Genomic DNA, 17,049 nt, shown 5'->3' with positions numbered 1-17,049 from the left:
TTTTGGAGTTGAAGATGAAGGCAGTTTGGTACGAGGAAGTGGGCGCTGCGCGCAGCGTTCTGAAATGCGGCGAGCGACAGATCCCGGTCCCGGGAGTCGGCGAGGTCCTGGTGCGGCTTCATGCGTCGGGTGTCAATCCTTCGGACGTCAAGGCTAGAGCTGGAACTCGAGGTGGGAAAAGTGAATTGCCCTATCCCTTTGTGGTGCCCCACAGCGACGGTGCGGGTGTTGTTGTCGAGGTGGGGGGCGGGTGCCGCCGGGTCACGCCTGGCAACCGCGTCTGGATCTGCAACGGTCAATGGCGTCGGCAGTACGGGACAGCTGCCGAATACATCGCGATTGACGAAAACTACTGCTTTCACCTGCCAGATTCGGTGAGCTTCGCCACAGGGGCTGCGCTGGGTATCCCCGCGCTTACAGCGTGCCATGCTACGACGGGATACGGGGATCTAGCGGGGCGCGCTGTGTTGATCAGTGGCGGCGCGGGCAATGTCGGGAGGCTGGCTATTCAGTTTGCCAGACGCGCGGGGGCCTTTGTCATTGCTTCAGGCCGCGGGGCGGCTGACAAAGAGCATATCGCCAGTGCGGGGGCAAACGCCTTTGTCGATTTCACCAGTACCTCCTTTGTTGGCGATGTGCTGGCGGCAACCCATGGCCGACACATTGATCACGCGGTTGAAGTCGAATTTGGGGCAAATGCAGAGCATCTCTCTGAACTTTTATCTGAGCGTGCAACGGTCGTCACATATGGATCCGCGCGGGTGTTGCGTCCGGATCTCCCCTTCTACAAGTTCCTCTTCAAGGGCATCCGACTGCAGTTCCTGCTGGTATATCTGTTGACTCAAAGTGAGCGTTTCGAGGCTGCAAATCGTGTTATCGCCTTGCTCGAGAACGGTCAACTCGATGTGCCAATCCACTCAGAGTTGGGCCTCGTCGACTGCGCTGTGGCGCATGAATTGATCGAAGATTCCGGTCGAAAAGGTGCTGTGGTACTAAGGATGGCGGAGGCTGCATGAGCGATCGTCGGAACCGCTACGAAAGAGTGGCCCTGGTGACGGGCTCGACCAGCGGAATTGGACTGGCAATTGCTCAAGCGCTGATTCTTGATGGATGGATGGTTGCCCTCCACGGTCTTGGAGCCGCGCAGGAGATCGACAGCGTGCTGATGCAAGTCGCCTCGCAAGTGGGATTTTCCAACATGCCACGCCATTTCCATGCCGATCTCAGGTCGCCCGAACAGGCGCGTGGACTGGTGTCTGAGGTTGAGTCCAAGTTGGGGCGCGTGGATCTGCTAGTGAACAATGCCGGGATACAGCACACCTCGCGAGTCGAGGATTTCCCGACCTCGAAATGGGACGAGATCATGGCGATCAACCTGTCCGCTGTGTTTCACGCTTGTGCAGCAGCGTTGCCTGGGATGAAGCGGCGCAACTTTGGGAGAATCGTCAATATCGCGTCCATCCACGGCTTGGTGGCTTCTGCGGAGAAGGCTGCCTATGTATCTGCCAAGCATGGCGTAGTGGGGCTGACAAAGACCATCGCGCTAGAGAACGCCAGATCGAATATCACCTGCAATGCGATATGTCCAGGGTGGGTCAGGACGCCGCTTGTCGAGGCGCAAGTTCATCACAGGATGTCTGCCATGGGGCTTGATCATGACGCCGCCGAGAGGACTCTGCTTGCAGAGAAGGAGCCCTCTCAGCGTTTCACCACGACTGAGCACATTGCTTCAGCAGTTGCATTTCTCATCAGCGAGGCGGGAAGCAATATCACTGGTATCAGCCTTGCGATGGATGGTGCATGGACCGCGCAGTAGGTGGCGCATCGGCAAGTGGTCTGCTGCAAGCAGCGTGACATGGCTTAGGCGGACGTGAGTTCAGGAGGCTCCGAAAACGGAAGGGCCGGTCGTGTCAGGGCGTCAGAGGTTGCAGGCCTGTCCTTCTGCCCCATCACTTCGGCAAAGAGAACATGTCTTGTTGCAAGGCATTCAGGCTGAGCTCATAGGGGGCGGCATCCCCGCCGAGGCTACGGGTCGCATCACTAGCTGACCTCAGAACACTCCGACATGCTGCGAGCATGGCGTCTGGAGGGGACAGGCGTTGCCTTGGTCCGGACAGGGCAAGCGCACCCTGCAGTTCGCCCATGACGCCGAAAACAGGGGCGGAGACCGACGCGGTGTCCGGCTCCCGCTCACCGTAGGAGACTGCCCAAAGGCGGCCGCGAATAGGATGCGTGGCTGGCGTCGGCGGCTGAGTAAATGCCTGAAGCACTTTCCCGGAGGCGCCTTGGCCGATGGGATATTCCTGCCCAATGGCAACTGCGGCCCGAACTGCGCGGACGGGTTCGATGCGGAATATTGCGATCCGAGCCTCACCATGTCGTACGTAGAACGATGCGGTCTCGCCGCTCGCGCTGCTCAGATTTTTCAGCAATGGTTCGATGACATGTTCTACATGAAACGATCGCTGATAGATGGCGGCGAGGCGCAGCGGTTGGGGCCCGACGGAGTACTGGCCGTTTGAGAGCTTTCGCACGAAGCCACCGTGCTCGAGTGCCGCGAGCAATCGCAACACAGTGCTCTTGTATAGGCCTGTCCGCCGAGACAACTCAGTGAGCGTGAGCATGTCGTCTGTCGGCCCAAAGGCCGCGAGCAGCGCGAATGCACGATCCAGTACTGCGACACCACTCGAGTCGAGCGAAATGGTCTGGGATTCGGTGAGGGCCAATGTTTCTGCCATGTCGGGTTTGTCGAGTAGGTCGGCCTGCCAGCCGGTGACCTCGAAGTTTGGCACAGTGGTCAAGCTAGCGCGCAAACGGAATCTCCGCTCTTTTGATATAGGGAAAACCCTTTATTCCCGACGATGGCTCGCCTGTATAGTTCTGCTAGATGGATTTTAGTTCTATTCAGTAGAACTTCAGATTGGAATTCCTAGCCATCCCGAGGTTCGCAGGAGCAAACATGAGCGCGAGCAACTACCTAGCGGTCCGTGAAGACTGGTTGTCCCTGTCGCAGGAAGAGGTCCTTGAGCCAGAGTTGAAGATCGTCGACGCGCACCACCATTTCTACGATCGACCCGGTTGGCACTATCTCCAAGAGCAATACATCGCTGATGCGCGATCGGGTCATGACGTGCGCGCGTCTGTGTACATGCAGGCAATGACGCGATATCGCCTGGATGGTCCAGATGTGCTTAAACCGGTTGGCGAGACGGCTTTTGTCGTTGAGTCCACTAGAGCAATGGCAAGAGATGTGCCCCAAGTAGCGCTAGGCATCGTGGGGCACGCGGACCTCCGAGTCGGCGCCGGAGTCCGAGAGGTGCTTGATGCGCACATTGACGCCGGTGAAGGGCGATTTCGCGGAATCAGGCATCTGGCGACCTGGGATGCTGACTCCACTTTAGTGAATCCCCTCTCGGCGGCGCCACGTGGACTCCTCTTGGATCGCAACTACCGTGAGGGCTTCGCTCAATTGGCCCCGCTCGGTCTTTCGTACGACGCCTGGGTGTTCTTCCCCCAGCTACTGGAGCTATTTGATCTCGCTAAAGCGTTCCCGGACACCACGATTGTCATTAATCACTGCGGTGGCATCGTTCGTATTGGTTCCTATCAAGAGCGTGGTCCAGAAGTCTTCAGGCTCTGGGCTCAATCGATGCGCCAGCTCGCTCAACTGCCCAATGTTTTCGTCAAGCTGGGCGGACTGGGCATGCGTATTAACGGCTTCGACTTTGAAAAGGGCGATGTCCCCCCCGGGTCGGAGATGCTTGCTCAGGCGTGGAGGCCATGGATCGAACTCTGCATCGAAGCATTCGGGGCGCACCGGTGCATGTTCGAGAGCAATTTTCCGGTCGACAAGGGATCGTACTCGTACAGAACGCTCTGGAACGCCTTCAAGCGACTGACCAAGAGGGCCAGCAATCAAGAACGGCAAGACCTGTTCGAAGGTACAGCCAGCCAAGTTTACCGATTGCACTGACTTGCCCCTCGCAACTCCACACCCCAAAGAAGGCGCACTTCATGCTAGCAAGAAGACTCTTGACCTGCGGCATAGTGGCTCTGAGTCTGGCGCACCTGGTCATAGTGGCCCCCGGTTTGGTGTACCTGGTCGCAGAAACAGGTGCATTCGCTCAAAGCGCATACCCCAATGCTCCCATCAAGCTCGTTGTGCCGTTTCCTCCCGCGAGTGAAGCAGATGTGCTGATGCGCTTGGTGGTCAATGAGGTGGAACGCAAAGATAGGTGGACGTTCGTCATCGACAACAGGTCGGGCGTCGGCAGCAATAGCGGGCTCGACGCTGTCGCAAGAGCAAGTAAGGACGGTTACACCCTTGGCGTGGAGCAGACCGCGAATCTAGCCATCAATCCAAGCCTCCACAGCAAGGTCTCGTATGACGTGGAGAGCGATTTTTCCCCCGTCGTTCTCCTGGCGTCGCAGCCGATGGTGCTTGTCGTGTGCGCCGCATCGCCGATCAAACAGCTCGCAGATCTCCAGGCTCTGTCCAAGAGAAGGCCGCTCTCCATGGCCTCGGTAGGGGTCGGCAGCGTGGGGCATATCACCGGCGAGATGTTTGCGAAACGTGTTGGCATCAACATGATGCATATGCCCTACAAGGGCGCCGGTCCAGCTGCGAGTGACCTGTTAAGAGGGATCACCGACTTCTACTTCGCGACTCCCCCAAGCGTCATCTCTCTTGTCAAGAGCGGAAAGCTGCGCGCCTTGGCCGTGACTTCGTCCACGCGACTCGATGTTTTGCCCAACGTACCCACGGCAGCCGAGGCTGGTTACCCAGGGTTTGTGGCAGAGGACTGGAAGGCTGTTGTGGCCCCGGCGGGAACGCCGCCTGAGGCCATCGCGACCATCAACAAGGTCATGAATGCTGCACTGATGCATCCAGCGGTGGTCGAGCGACTGAGGGGCGACGGCAGTGTGCCGCGAGGAGGCACTGCGGCGGAGCTAGGCGCATTCATGAAGAACGAGCAATCCCGTTGGGGCCTTGCCGTACGGGACTCGGGTGCCAAGCTTGACCGAGATTCAATTTGATTAAACGTTGGAGACCAAATGAAAGCCAATATGACTCGCCGCAGCCTTATGCTTGTCGGCACCGCCTGTCTGTTCGCAAACTCCGCGCTTGCGCAGAACAGGCCAATCACGATCATCGTGCCTTACGCCCCAGGTGGGAGTGCCGATCTCGCAACCCGCGTGATTGCCCAGTTCGCAGCTCCAGGCGTAGGCTCGCCCATGGTGGTGGACAACCGGACCGGTGGTGGAGGTTTGGTTGGATGGGGGGCAGCTTCGCGTGCTGCGCCGGATGGTAATACTCTGCTGACTGTCGAACTGTCGTACGCCATCGCAGCGGGGCTGCTGCCGAATATTCCCTTCGATGCCCGCAAAGCCTTCGCGCAAATCACGACCGCGGTCAAGGTGCCGCATGTCCTGGTCATCAACCCAGCTGTGCCTGCGAAAACCGTTCAGGAGTTCATCGCCCTGGCCAAGGCGCAGCCGGGAAAACTGAACTACGGATCTGGTGGCAACGGCACCAACACGCATCTGGCAGGCGAACTTTTCAAGAACACCACGGGGACTGACATCGTCCACGTGCCCTACAAGGGTGCCGGCGCCGTACTGACCGACCTGATGGGCAACCAGGTCCAGGCCCTTATCACTTCCGTGCCAACGGCATTGCCTCATATCAAGAGCGGAAAACTCAAGGCGTTGATGGTGACCGGATCAGAACGGAACGTGATGATCCCCGACGTGCCCACTGCCAAGGAGGCTGGTCTTCCCAAGATGGATATCGACTATTGGATCGGCCTTGGTGCGCCAGCTGGCACGCCGCAACCCATCATCGACAAGCTGAACAAGGAAATCGGTGCAGCGCTTGCGCAGCCCGAGGCTAGAAAGAGGTTTGCAGAAATGGGGATGACGGTAGTGACAAATTCGCCCGCGCAAGCGAACGAATTTGTCAGAAGCGAAATCCAGCGTTGGAGCGCCGTCATCAAGCAAGCTGGCATCAAACCCGAGTAGTTGAAAGTACATCATGGCACTCACCCCTCTGAAGGGCATTCGGGTCCTCGACCTCACCAACGTTCTTGCCGGTCCATTCTGCTGTCATCAACTGGCGCATATGGGCGCCGACGTGATCAAGGTGGAAGCTCGCGGCAATGGAGATCTGGCTCGGCAACTCGGCGCCGATGCGGAGCTAAATCGCTGCAACATGGGAGTGTCCTTTTTGGCGCAGAACCCGGGCAAGCGTTCCATCACCCTAAATCTGAAAAATGCCAGCGCGAAGGAAGTTTTCCTCAGGCTAGTGCAGACCGCAGATGTTGTGGTCGAAAACTTCCGGCCCGGTGTGATGGATCGTCTCGGCGTTGGCTATGAATCGTTGCTGAAAGAAAATCCGAAGCTCATCTATTGCGCCATCTCCGGGTTTGGTCAAACCGGTCCACTGCGTGATTTGCCGGCATATGACCAAATCATCCAGGGCATGTCAGGTGCGATGAGCATCACCGGCGACGAAAACTGTGCGCCTCTGAGGGCAGGGTACCCTGTCGCCGACACCATCGGAGGCCTAACCGCCGCCTTTGCTGTAGCGGCGGCTCTGGCGAACAAGCAGCGCACGGATGGGGTATTTATCGACGTATCGATGCTTGAAGCAACGATGGCAACGATGGGATGGGCGGTGTCGAACTATTTGGTTGCTGGACGTGTTCCGACTCCGATGGGCAATGACAACGTCACAGCAAGTCCTTCTGGCGCTTTCAAGACCGGTGATGGACTCATCAATATTGCGGCGAACAAGCAAGAGCAGTTCGAAGCGGTTTGCAAAGTGATGGGGCACCCAGAGTGGATCAGCGACGAGCGATTTAGCGATCGCGCTGCCCGTCTCAAGAACCGCGAAACGCTCAAATTGCTGATCGAACAAGCGATGCAAAGCCGTTCCATGGATGAATGGTGGCGGGCGCTTAATGAGGTCGGAGTACCTGCGGGCCCCGTTTACTCCGTGCCGCAAGTGCTGGAAATCCCGCAGATTGCGACGCGCGACATGATCGCGACCTATAAAAGTGTCCCGGGCGTGGGTCGCGATGTACGCGTGTTGCGTACGGGCTTCAAGCTCAATGGTGAGGCACCTTCCGTCGTGGCGCCGCCACCGCAGTTGGGTGAGCATACGGACTCTCTCTTGGCTGAACTGGGCTACGGAGTCCACGAGATCGAAACTCTGAAAGAGGTGCAAGCAGTATGAATGCAAAGACGGGCGAAGAGGTTCGACAAGACGTGCGCGATTGGTGGCGCACCTCCATCATCGAAATGGAGCCAGGAGTGATCCGCTACCGTGGCTATCCCATTGAGGAACTAATAGGCCGTGTGAGCTTCGCACAGATGATCTGGCTCATGACCCGCGGCGAACTCCCCAGCGTGGGCCAGGGGAACTTGTTAGATGCTGCGCTGATGTCTGCCGTGGATCATGGCCCTCAGGCGCCAAGCATCGGCATTGCTAGGATGGCCGCGACGTGTGGGATTGGCCTGAACAACGCGATGGCTTCGGCCGTGAATGTCTTGGGAGATGTTCATGGTGGCGCTGGCGAGCAAGCCGTGCAGTTGTACCAGAACATCGCTGCTCGCATCGAGCGTGGAGAAGATGAGATCGCTGCCGTTCAACGCGGACTGGATGACGCGATTGCCATTCACGGGAAGTTCGTTTCTGGTTTCGGTCACAGATTTCATCCGATCGATCCGAGGGCGCCGCGGCTACTCGAACTTGTCAATCAGGCAGCCGAAGCTGGTCATGTCAGCGGACGATTCGCAAAAATTGGACGCGCCGTGGAAGCGGAACTCATGTCTAGAAAGGGGGGCAGGCGCATTCCGATGAACATCGATGGTGCAACTGCCGTCATCTATGCGGAACTAGGATTTCCTGCGCCACTCGCGCGAGGATTGTTCTGCTTGTCGCGTTCGGTCGGAATTCTGGCTCACGCATGGGAGCAAACGCAGCAAGGCGGAAGAAACAAGGGCCCGATTCCACGCGAGTACATCTGGAGCTACGACGGACCCTCTCCGCGTCCGGTGCCTGCTAGCGACATGCCCCGCTGATCTCGAGTCGCGGATTGCTCTAGTTCGCGGCGATCAAAAAATTTCCGGCAGCCATTCTTGTCAATGGCTAGATGGTGCTATCCCAAAGATGGCTAGACCTCGCGTCGCGTCGTCACACATCTCACTCCCCAGGGCCGGCCTCAGGAGAAAATTCAATGTTACTCGCCCTCGGGTACGGCATGGTCTTGACCTTCATGGTGCTCATCATGACCAAGCGCATGTCAGCACTTGTTGCACTGGCGCTGGTGCCCATCGCATTTGGTCTTCTGGTCGCTTCGCCGGACGCGATCGGAAAGATGATGATCGAAGGCATCACCAAGCTCGCTCCCACCGGAGTCATGCTCACGTTCGGAATCCTGTATTTCAGCGTGATGACAGACGCAGGGTTGTTCGACCCGTTGATTCGAATGATCGTGAGAGTTGTCGGCCACGACCCTCTAAAGTTGCTGCTGGGTACTGCGATCATGGGAACGCTAGTGGCGCTCGATGGAGATGGTGCAACGACCTACGTGATTTGCATCACTGCACTTTTGCCTATCTACCGTCGCCTCGGAGTTCGCCTGCAGTACATGGCGACAGTTCTGCTCATGTCTATCGGGATCATGAACATCGTGCCGTGGGGTGGACCCACAGCGCGCGCTGCTTCGGCCATGCACATCGACGTTACGGAGGTGTTCGTTCCGCTGATCCCTGTGATGCTGTTGGGTTTCATCTATCAAATGGGTGTCGCTGCATTCTTTGGCGTCAAAGAGCGTCGACGTCTTGGCGCTCTAGCCATGCTCTCGTTAGATCACAGTCGAGAGCCTCCAGTCGACGGATCCGTAGACACACGACGGCCATTCATGTTGATTCCCAACCTGCTGTTGACGGCGCTTCTTCTGATCGCCTTGATCAAGGGCTTGCTGCCATTGCCTGCGTTGTTCTTGGTGGCTACGGCAATCGCGCTCTTACTGAACTATCCCAAGCTGAAAGATCAGCAGGCGCGCCTCGCCGCGCATGCTTCAAATGTGTTGGCCGTTGTTTCCCTCATCTTTGCTGCAGGAATCTTCACGGGCATCCTTGCGGGAACTGGAATGCTCAAGGAAATGTCGGACGGCCTTCTCAATGTGATGCCGACCTGGCTAGGGCCGTACATGGCGCCAGCGACTGCGCTGCTAAGTGCGCCAGCGACCTACGTGCTGACGAATGACGCCTTCTACTTCGGTGTGCTTCCGATTCTGACTAACACCGCCAGCACCTATGGCATCACGGCTGCAGAAATGGCTCGTGCGTCACTTCTCGGTCAGCCGATTCATCTGCTAAGCCCGCTGGTCGCGTCCACCTATCTTTTGGTTGCTATGCTCGATATCGAGTATGGGGACAACCAACGCGCGTCACTGCTTTGGGTTTTCGGGCTGGTGCTGGCGATGCTGGCAGCAGCGCTACTTTTGGGTGTAATTCCGTTGATCGCGATTCCATAGCTTGGCGAACGCGAGCCGCAGAAAATCACGAACCCGCCTTGGCACTTGAGGCCTTCAGGTTTTCAAAGCGACGAAGCCCGCCCTTGGGAACGCTGTAGACGAGGGCAACATCCACCTGCGCGGGATCCCCGCAATCTGGACCAACCACGAACTCGAACTCTCCCAGTTCCGAGCTCAGGGCCCGATGCCAGGCGTCGGGTGAATCGAGCGAGCTGGAAAAAAAGACGACAGGACGGGCAATGCTCATCCGCCAAATCCTAGGTGGGTGGGGCCGGGGCCGCAGCAAAAAAACTAACTGCGGAAGCTGAAATTTATGAGATCCCCGAACTCCGCCCGTGCCTAGTATTCCCCAAAGGCCACGCGATATGACTCCCACAGACAACTTCTTTCAACCGCTCGGCGGCAATGTTGGCGCCGACCGGAAACTGAGCCAGTGGGGGTGCGGACGAAAACTTGGACTACCAGGAGGTAGTTCATGTATTCATACGAAGACAGGATTCGAGCGGTCGAGCTGTACGTCAAGCTCGGCAAACGGGTCAAGGCGACCATTCGCCAATTGGGATACCCAACCAAGAATGCATTGAGAAGTTGGTATCGGGATTACGAGCAGCGGTCCGACTTGCCAAAGGGCTACGCGCGCTCCAAGCCCAAGTATTCTCAGGAGCAGAAAGAGGTGGCTGTCAGGCACTACCTTGATCATGGGAGCTGCATCGCATTCACCATCAGGTCGTTGGGCTATCCGGGACGCGATTCTCTGCGTTCCTGGATCCACGAATCACACCCCGAACTGCACGTGCGCATCGTCGGTCGATCTAACGCGACAGCGCGGCCGCCAGCGATGAAGCATGCGGCTGTCATCGCGTTGTGCACGCGCCAGGAGAGTGCACAAGCCGTGGCCCAAGAGCTGGGCGTGTGCAGGCCGACGCTGTACAACTGGAAAAATCAGCTACTCGGTCGCGAGGCTCCTGCATCCATGAAGCGTCAAAACGATTTACCGCCAGACCCAGAACGGGAGGACCTGGAGCACCAGCTCGAGGCCCTGCGACGCGATATCCGACGTTTGAAGCTTGAGCAAGACCTCTTGAAGAAGGCGAATGAAATCTCAAAAAAGACCTGGGCATCAACCGGCAGCTCCTGACCAATCGGGAGAAGACGCTGCTGGTTGATGCCCTGAGGCAGACGTATTCCCTTGGGGAACTGCTCAACGAAGTGGGCTTGGCCCGCAGTTCCTACTTCTACCATCGAGCTCGGCTCGATGCAGCGGACAAGTACGCCGAGGTGCGACGAACCCTCACCGACATCTTCGAGCGCAACCACTGCTGCTATGGTTACCGTCGGCTGCAGGCTTCCCTGAACAGGCAGCGCGCGAACATCTCGGAGAAGGTTGTGCAGCGGCTGATGAAGCAAGAGAGCCTGGTCGTTGCCCGACCGAAGCGGCGCAGGTACGGCTCATACCTGGGAGAGATCAGTCCGGCGCCAGACACCTTCTGAACCGAGACTTCGGGGCTGCAGCGCCCAACGAGAAGTGGCTCACCGACATCACGGAGTTCCAGATCCCGGCCGGCAAGGTGTATCTGTCCCCCATGATCGACTGCTTTGACGGCATGGTCGTCAGCTGGTCGCTCGGTACACGCCCGGACGCTGAACTCGTCAACACGATGCTGGACGCGGCCATCGAGACGGTGGTCGATACCGAAGACCGGCCCGTCGTTCACTCCGATCGTGGCGCCCACTATCGCTGGCCAGGCTGGCTCTCGCGCATCGCCGATGCGAAGCTGATTCGCTCGATGTGGCGCAAGGGATACTCGCCTGATAACGCGGCGTGCGAAGGCTTCTTCGGCAGGCTGAAGACTGAGCTGTTCTATCCTCGCAACTGGCAGTCCACAACCATCGAACAGTTCATACAGGCGGTGGACTCCTACATCCGTTGGTACAACGAACAGCGAATCAAGATCTCTCTCGGCTCTCTGGATCCAGCGCACAAATGCCTTGCAGACTGCCTGCCACAGTGCAAAACTCAATGGCAACAGGCGCCGAGCGTAGCCTGCATGCAGGACGTAGCAGCAGGCGTCGACCATGTGCCGGCGCTCGTAGCGAGCCGGCGGTTCCAAGCTTTCTCGCTGGACGCTCGAAGAGATCGGCGACCAGTGCCCATTCGGCGTTGGTCAGGTTACTGTATTGCGGGTCTGCTTCGCGCCGATGGGCGGCTGTGTAGCTGTAGCGCTTGTGATTGGACTGACTGGATACAGGCGTTTGGAACACTCTACGCTCGGGCATCACACGCACGATGTCCTGAGCGCGCAAGGTTCTACGAATGGTTGCCGCGCCCACCGCACTGCACGCCGGTACGGCCGGTTCTTCCCGCGTCGCATGAGGCATCTGCGTGTTGATGGCGCGCAACAAGACCACTTGTGCAGATTTCATTGCCGACACCGAAACTGCACGCACTATATTCTGGGAATATTTGCCTCTTCCACCACCTTATTCCACCGAACTGCATCCGCAGCGATAAGTTGACGAAACTCCTCGGGTGTGCTGGCCTTCACTACGGACGCTTGTTGTGCCAGCATGCCCTGCACTTCGGGATCCTGCAAAGCGGAATTCAGCGTAGAGTTGAGCTTGGCAACGATGGCCGATGGCGTTTTTGCTGGGGCGAGAAAGCCCGTCCAAGCTGGCGCAATAAATCCACCAAGGCCGATCTCCGCAAAGGTCGGAACCTCAGGCAAGAGCGGCGATCGGGTCGGCGTTCCTACAGCGAGCGGGCGCAAGCGCTTTTCCCGGATGGTAGGCAATAGACCAACTATGCTATCAATGGCAATGTGCACACGTCCAGCTACGAGCTCTGGTACCGTCTCGGCAGTCCCTTTATACGGCACATGCACGATATCGGTCCCTGTGACCTGTTTGAACAACTCCATCGTTAGTTGAGCAGAGGTACTCGCGGATGCGTAGTTGAATTTTCCTGGGTGTGCCTTGATCAATGCGACCAGTTCTTGCACGCTATTCACTTTCAGAGTCGGACTAACGACCAGAATGGGGCTCGTTACTGTTGCAGTACCGATTGGCTCAAAACTGGTAACGGAGTTGTAAGGGAGATTTTTGTACAAGGCGGCATTGAGTGCATGACCGGCACCTACAAACTGGAGGGTGTAGCCGTCCGCGGGGGCATTTGCGACCGAAGTGGTTGCGATGACGTTGTTGGCGCCGGGACGGTTATCGATGACCATAGGCTGCCCCAGCCGCTCGCCCCACTTTAGTGCGATTGTGCGCGCTACAAGGTCGGTCATCCCACCCGCGGTAAATCCAACAACGACCCTTATTGGGCGGTTTGGATAGTTGGTAGAGCTCTGCGCATTTGCGGATGACACAAAGATAGTCACTGGAGCTACTAGTGCCGCGCTCATGCGTAACATGGTTCTTCTGCGAACAGAGTTCATTCTTGTCTCTAGTGGTAATTTGAAAGTCTGAGCCATTCAAAAAGTATGGCGAACGCCGATGGCCGTTGCTTTGGGATCCGCTCCGGCCGCTGTTGGAGCGATGGACACATCTGCTGCAAGCACGGCTACGGAGGCCGTTGCGTTGTTTATGCTACGCCCCCAAGTTGCATAGAGCGTGGTTCGGCGGCTGAGACTATAGGTGTAGCCTAGACCGATCACGGTGGCCTCTCGCTTAGATCCTGCGGGATTGGCTTGGCTCAGGCTCTGAACCTGTGTCGATACGGTGTGGTTTCCCATTGAGTAGGCAACTCCTATCCAGCTAGTGCGGCCATTCCACGGCGAAGAACCACGCCAGTGCCCAGTCGTAGCCGCGAAATCGCCGTTCGTGTAACGAGCGCCGAGGAGCCAATTCCGCACAGTCGTTGTGTTCCCTGTGAATGCGACGGGCATTCCGGCGGTGTTGGCGAGTTGCAGCGCTTGATATGATCCAACGAGTTCAAGATCCCCCATTGAGTACTCAGCCCCGAGGCCCCACGCATTGCTTGCGCCCTTTGGTGCTGTTCCGGGTGCGCCAGTGTTTTCCCCAAAACTGTATGCGGCCCGGACGCGCAAACCGCCAAGGTTCGGGCTGAGGTAATTCACCCCATTGCTAAAACGTACCCATCGCTCCGATGACCCAGTGATGCTGACGCTGCTTTGTAGGTTGCCGAACAGTCCAAGCGACATCGTGTCAGCCTTTAGTACGGCATGAAAGAACGGCGCATAGTCACGGCCGAAATGAAACTCGCCGATAGGTGTGTCGAGCCCGACAAATGAGCGACGATTGAAGCCCCCAGTAAAGACAGCGCCGTTTGGTGCGGTTGGAGTGGCGCTGGAAGGCTGTGGACTGAAGGCTTTAAGGGTGCCGGTATCTAGGTCAAGTCCCGTTTCGAGCGTGAACAGCGCTTTCAGTCCCGCACCTAGATCTTCGACCCCTCGTACGCCCCAACGAGAGCCTGAGAGAATGCCGGAGCTGACTTGGGTGATTTTGACGCCGTGACCACGATCGGCGACGACGAACCCTGCATCTAAGATGCCATATAGCGCCACGCTTGATTGTGCATTTGCGGCAGGCGAAAGACATATCGCTGCAACTGCAAAGCTGGCCGCAGAAAGGGGGGGGTGGTGTCTCATCGGCGTGTCTTTCATTGAATGTCTCCTGGTTTTTTTTAGGGCGAGTAATCTGACAGGTCATGCTTGAAGCAGCCAGTGCTTATCATTTGGGACGTCTTGAAGGCGCACCGCAGTCGGCTGGGGTACGACTACTTTGGCTGTCTGGGTGTCCATATCCAGATCGTGCTCTTGCAGCCGTACGCGTCTGACCTCAATCCGGTGGAATACCTGTGGGCATGGCTCAAGCCGCATGTCCTGGCCAACTGCTGTCTCGCCGACTTCGGCGAGCTGCGCGCGACAGCGCGTGATAGGCTCAAAAGCATCCAGAAGCTCTGGATGCAAGCTGCGCAGTGTCAATGTCATTGTCGTGGTACCGATCAATAAGCACACCGCGCAATGGCACCGTGTGTTTTGAACTGAAGCGCAGAAAGGTGGCGCCTCGGTGTTCCAAGGCTTTGGAGCGTCTATGAGTACTTGGCTCAGTCAGCCGCTGTAATGCGGGGGCTATGCTGTTCCCAGATGCTGACGTAGCGCCAGCGCCAGACGGTCAAACGCATCCCTTACCCTGGGGCACACGTCCATCGCCCGTAACATGCCGTGCATAGTTCCGGGGACTATTTCTACTGTGGTGAGGACATCGGCCTGCTTAAGCAATGCCGCGTATTCACCTTCCTCCTCCAGCAGAGGGTCGTATTGAGCGTTCAGGAAATATGCCGGTGGTAATCCTCGCAACTCGTCGATAGACGCGCGCAGCGGTACTGCAAGAGAATCAGTTGCGACTCCAGGCTGCGAACCGAGGTACGCAGGAACTAGCGTGCATATTGAATCGTAGAAGAGCGAAGTGTCCTTGGCGGTACGGTAGTACGGGCGCTCCGTATTCATGTCAAAGACGCCATAGACCAGTGCTTGGCAGCGGAGGCGCGGTCCTCCCTTTCTCTTTGCGAGCATGCACATGGCAGTGGAAAGCAGTCCGCCCGCGCTGTCGCCGGCAACGGCCATCCGCGATGAATCCCATCCAAGTGTTGTTCCTTGGGCGTGCGTCCAATTCAAAGCCTCCCAGCAATCTTCATGAGCCGCTGGGAAGGGGTTCTCGGGCGTTCGCCGGTAATGCACACTAACGATCGCCGCGCCTGTTGCCTGAGCAAGCTGCGCCACGATCATGTCGTGCGAATCGTGGCTCCCTGCGACGAAGCCGCCTCCATGCATATAGAGGATGACAGGCGGTGGTTCTTCGGTGGCAGGCCAATAGACTCGAAGTGGAATCTCCTTGCCTTTCAGCACAATGAATGTATTGCGCACCCGCATGCCTGCGGGCCTCGGGTAGACATAGCGCTCTCCAAGCATGTCGTACCGAAGACGGACGCCGGGTAGGCCCTGCAGTGGATTGTCTCGTGCTAGCTGTTGCATCCGATCCAGATGGGCCGCATAGCCAAGAGCGAGGTCTAGTCCTGCATATTCGTACATTCAAAGCTCCAGTTGAGGTCGTTTCTTGTGTAGGGAAAGATAGATCCCGGGCTCTTCCAAGACCGGAGTTCACTCACGTCCAGATGCGGTCCAGCAGGCTGTAGCAGGCCACCCCGGCAGCGATGTAGAAGCGCTGTAGCCCGTGCAGCGGAAGGGGCTGCACGGGCGTGATCGGGAAGGGGCAGGCCGCCGCGCCGCCGCCCGCTGTCAAGGCGGCCACGTGCCGGCCTAGGCTCGTGGCGATGGCGATGCCGCGCCCGTTGTAGCCCAGTGCCATGGTGATGCCCGGCGCGGGCTGGTGCAGGTGCGGCATGAAATCGCGTGTGATGGCAACGCGCCCGGCCCAGCGATACTCGTACTGCAGAGGCCCGAGGCCGGGGAACATCAGCGCTACCGCGCGCTCCAGGTGCGCGAAGTCGCCGGGGCCCCGCGGGTCGTTGAAGTGACCGCGTCCGCCCATCAGCAGCCGGCCCTGCGCATCCTTGCGGAAGTACAGCAGCAGTCGCTGCGAGGTCGAGCCCGTTTCGCCGCCGGGCAGGATGTGCTCACCCGCCTTGCCGAGCGGCCGTGTGGCCACGATGAAGCTGTTGGCGGCGAGCACTGTGCGGGCCAGCCCCGGCCATAGTCCGTCGGTATAGCCGTTGGTGCCCAACACCACCTGTTGCGCCTGCACGCGGTGGCCTTGGGCCGTGGTGGCGACCCAGCCGGTGCCCTGGCGCTGCAGTGCCACCACGGGCGAGCCTCCGTGCACTTGCACACCCTGCGCCTGTGCCGCGCGCACCAGGCCGCGCACATAGGCCAATGGCTGAATGCTGCCGGCGCGTCCGTCGAGCCAGCCACCCGCGAAGGCCGGAGTGCCGATGCGTGCGGCCACGGCCGAGCGGCCCAACGTCTCCACGCGCACGCCACGCCGCTCCCATTGCTGGGCGCGAGCGTGCATACCGTCTATCGCCTGCTGGGTGTAGCCCACCTGTAGCCAGCCGGCTCGCACGGGGGCGCAGTCGATGGCGTGGCGCTCGATCAGCTTGTATACGAGGTCGGCCGAGTGGGAGACGGCGTCAATCAGCGGCTCGGCGCGCGCAGCACCGTAGACGCGCACCAAGTCGTCGGGGTCGTGCTTGAGCGTGGGGTTTACTTGCCCGCCGTTGCGCCCTGAGGCGCCCCAGCCGGGCTCGTGCGCATCTAGAACGCACACGCTGGCTCCGTCCTCTGCCAGGTGCAATGCGGCGGATAGGCCCGTGTACCCCGCGCCAATCACAAGCACGTCGGTTGACGAGGGGGCACTGAGCGCGGGTGTGTTGGGGGCTTGGGGTGCTGTGGCGGCCCACAGCGAGGGGGCGTCGGGGTGCGAGCCGATGGAGGGGGCACTCATGCCGTATCTCCGTCCGGCGCATGACGCAGGAAGGCCGGTTGCACAGGCATGTCCATGGGCTCGTTGCTGGGTGAGTGCT

15 protein-coding genes and 1 pseudogene are annotated in these 17,049 nt (G+C 58.7%); 10 read left to right on the top strand and 6 right to left on the bottom strand.

Features of this window, described 5'->3' with window-relative positions:
- Positions 1 to 14 precede the first annotated feature (14 nt).
- Together ACAM52_RS30570 and ACAM52_RS30565 are read left to right on the top strand one after the other, a co-directional pair.
- Positions 15 to 1,016, top strand: coding sequence for an NADPH:quinone reductase (locus tag ACAM52_RS30570; protein WP_369630384.1), 1,002 nt, complete (start codon positions 15 to 17; stop codon positions 1,014 to 1,016).
- Positions 1,013 to 1,816 (top strand): 3-hydroxybutyrate dehydrogenase, encoded by an 804-nt coding sequence (locus ACAM52_RS30565; protein ID WP_139701171.1) that lies wholly within the window; start codon positions 1,013 to 1,015, stop codon positions 1,814 to 1,816. Before ACAM52_RS30570 ends, ACAM52_RS30565 begins: the two co-directional genes overlap by 4 nt.
- A 133-nt stretch (positions 1,817 to 1,949) precedes the next feature.
- Here the strand turns inward: ACAM52_RS30565 and ACAM52_RS30560 are convergent, their stop codons facing one another.
- The gene (locus ACAM52_RS30560; protein ID WP_139701386.1) at positions 1,950 to 2,738 is read right to left on the bottom strand and encodes an IclR family transcriptional regulator; all 789 of its coding nucleotides are present in this window, start codon (positions 2,736 to 2,738) and stop codon (positions 1,950 to 1,952) included.
- A gap of 221 nt (positions 2,739 to 2,959) precedes the next feature.
- Here ACAM52_RS30560 and ACAM52_RS30555 point away from each other — a divergent pair, with 221 nt between their 5' ends.
- From ACAM52_RS30555 to ACAM52_RS30530, 6 genes are all read left to right on the top strand, one after another.
- Positions 2,960 to 3,973, top strand: coding sequence for an amidohydrolase (locus tag ACAM52_RS30555; protein WP_139701172.1), 1,014 nt, complete (start codon positions 2,960 to 2,962; stop codon positions 3,971 to 3,973).
- Between the two features lie 41 nt (positions 3,974 to 4,014).
- Positions 4,015 to 5,037, top strand: coding sequence for a tripartite tricarboxylate transporter substrate binding protein (locus tag ACAM52_RS30550; RefSeq protein WP_139701173.1), 1,023 nt, complete (start codon positions 4,015 to 4,017; stop codon positions 5,035 to 5,037).
- An 18-nt stretch (positions 5,038 to 5,055) separates the two neighbouring features.
- Entirely contained in the window at positions 5,056 to 6,021 is a 966-nt protein-coding gene (locus tag ACAM52_RS30545) for a tripartite tricarboxylate transporter substrate binding protein (RefSeq protein ID WP_369630383.1), read from the top strand.
- Positions 6,022 to 6,034: 13 nt separating this feature from the next.
- On the top strand, positions 6,035 to 7,237 hold the full coding sequence (locus ACAM52_RS30540) for a CaiB/BaiF CoA-transferase family protein (protein ID WP_139701175.1): 1,203 nt from the start codon (positions 6,035 to 6,037) through the stop codon (positions 7,235 to 7,237).
- Positions 7,234 to 8,085, top strand: a complete 852-nt coding sequence (locus ACAM52_RS30535; RefSeq protein ID WP_139701176.1) for a citryl-CoA lyase — start codon at positions 7,234 to 7,236, stop codon at positions 8,083 to 8,085. Before ACAM52_RS30540 ends, ACAM52_RS30535 begins: the two co-directional genes overlap by 4 nt.
- Positions 8,086 to 8,240: 155 nt before the next feature.
- Positions 8,241 to 9,545, top strand: coding sequence for a CitMHS family transporter (locus ACAM52_RS30530; protein WP_139701177.1), 1,305 nt, complete (start codon positions 8,241 to 8,243; stop codon positions 9,543 to 9,545).
- A gap of 25 nt (positions 9,546 to 9,570) precedes the next feature.
- Here ACAM52_RS30530 and ACAM52_RS30525 read toward each other — a convergent pair whose 3' ends face one another.
- Positions 9,571 to 9,792 carry a hypothetical protein gene (locus ACAM52_RS30525; RefSeq protein ID WP_139701178.1) on the bottom strand — a complete coding sequence of 74 codons (222 nt, stop codon included), beginning with the start codon at positions 9,790 to 9,792 and terminating at the stop codon, positions 9,571 to 9,573.
- Positions 9,793 to 10,020: 228 nt separating this feature from the next.
- Between ACAM52_RS30525 and ACAM52_RS30520 the strand changes: the two are divergent.
- Positions 10,021 to 11,515, top strand: a pseudogene (locus tag ACAM52_RS30520) (IS3 family transposase); the annotation flags it as partial.
- 477 nt (positions 11,516 to 11,992) lie between these two features.
- Here ACAM52_RS30520 and ACAM52_RS30515 read toward each other — a convergent pair.
- Positions 11,993 to 12,832 carry a tripartite tricarboxylate transporter substrate binding protein gene (locus ACAM52_RS30515; protein ID WP_185993690.1) on the bottom strand — a complete coding sequence of 280 codons (840 nt, stop codon included), beginning with the start codon at positions 12,830 to 12,832 and terminating at the stop codon, positions 11,993 to 11,995.
- A 186-nt stretch (positions 12,833 to 13,018) separates the two neighbouring features.
- A complete protein-coding gene (locus ACAM52_RS30510; protein ID WP_185993689.1) occupies positions 13,019 to 14,170 on the bottom strand; it encodes a porin in 1,152 nt (383 codons plus the stop codon).
- A 60-nt stretch (positions 14,171 to 14,230) separates the two neighbouring features.
- Here ACAM52_RS30510 and ACAM52_RS30505 point away from each other — a divergent pair, with 60 nt between their 5' ends.
- Positions 14,231 to 14,518 (top strand): transposase, encoded by a 288-nt coding sequence (locus ACAM52_RS30505; protein WP_369632823.1) that lies wholly within the window; start codon positions 14,231 to 14,233, stop codon positions 14,516 to 14,518.
- Positions 14,519 to 14,638: 120 nt separating this feature from the next.
- Here the strand turns inward: ACAM52_RS30505 and ACAM52_RS30500 are convergent, their stop codons facing one another.
- Both ACAM52_RS30500 and ACAM52_RS30495 read right to left on the bottom strand, forming a co-directional pair.
- Positions 14,639 to 15,598, bottom strand: a complete 960-nt coding sequence (locus ACAM52_RS30500) for an alpha/beta hydrolase (protein ID WP_369630381.1) — start codon at positions 15,596 to 15,598, stop codon at positions 14,639 to 14,641.
- A 73-nt stretch (positions 15,599 to 15,671) separates the two neighbouring features.
- Positions 15,672 to 16,970: an NAD(P)/FAD-dependent oxidoreductase gene (locus ACAM52_RS30495; RefSeq protein ID WP_369630380.1), complete on the bottom strand. Its 1,299-nt coding sequence runs from the start codon at positions 16,968 to 16,970 to the stop codon at positions 15,672 to 15,674.
- Between the last annotated feature and the right edge of the window lie 79 nt (positions 16,971 to 17,049).

It is taken from the genome of Variovorax sp. V118 (assembly GCF_041154445.1).
GTDB lineage: Bacteria > Pseudomonadota > Gammaproteobacteria > Burkholderiales > Burkholderiaceae_C > Variovorax > Variovorax boronicumulans.
Note: the sequence above shows the minus strand (reverse complement) of the source record. Positions and strands in the feature narration are given on the sequence as shown.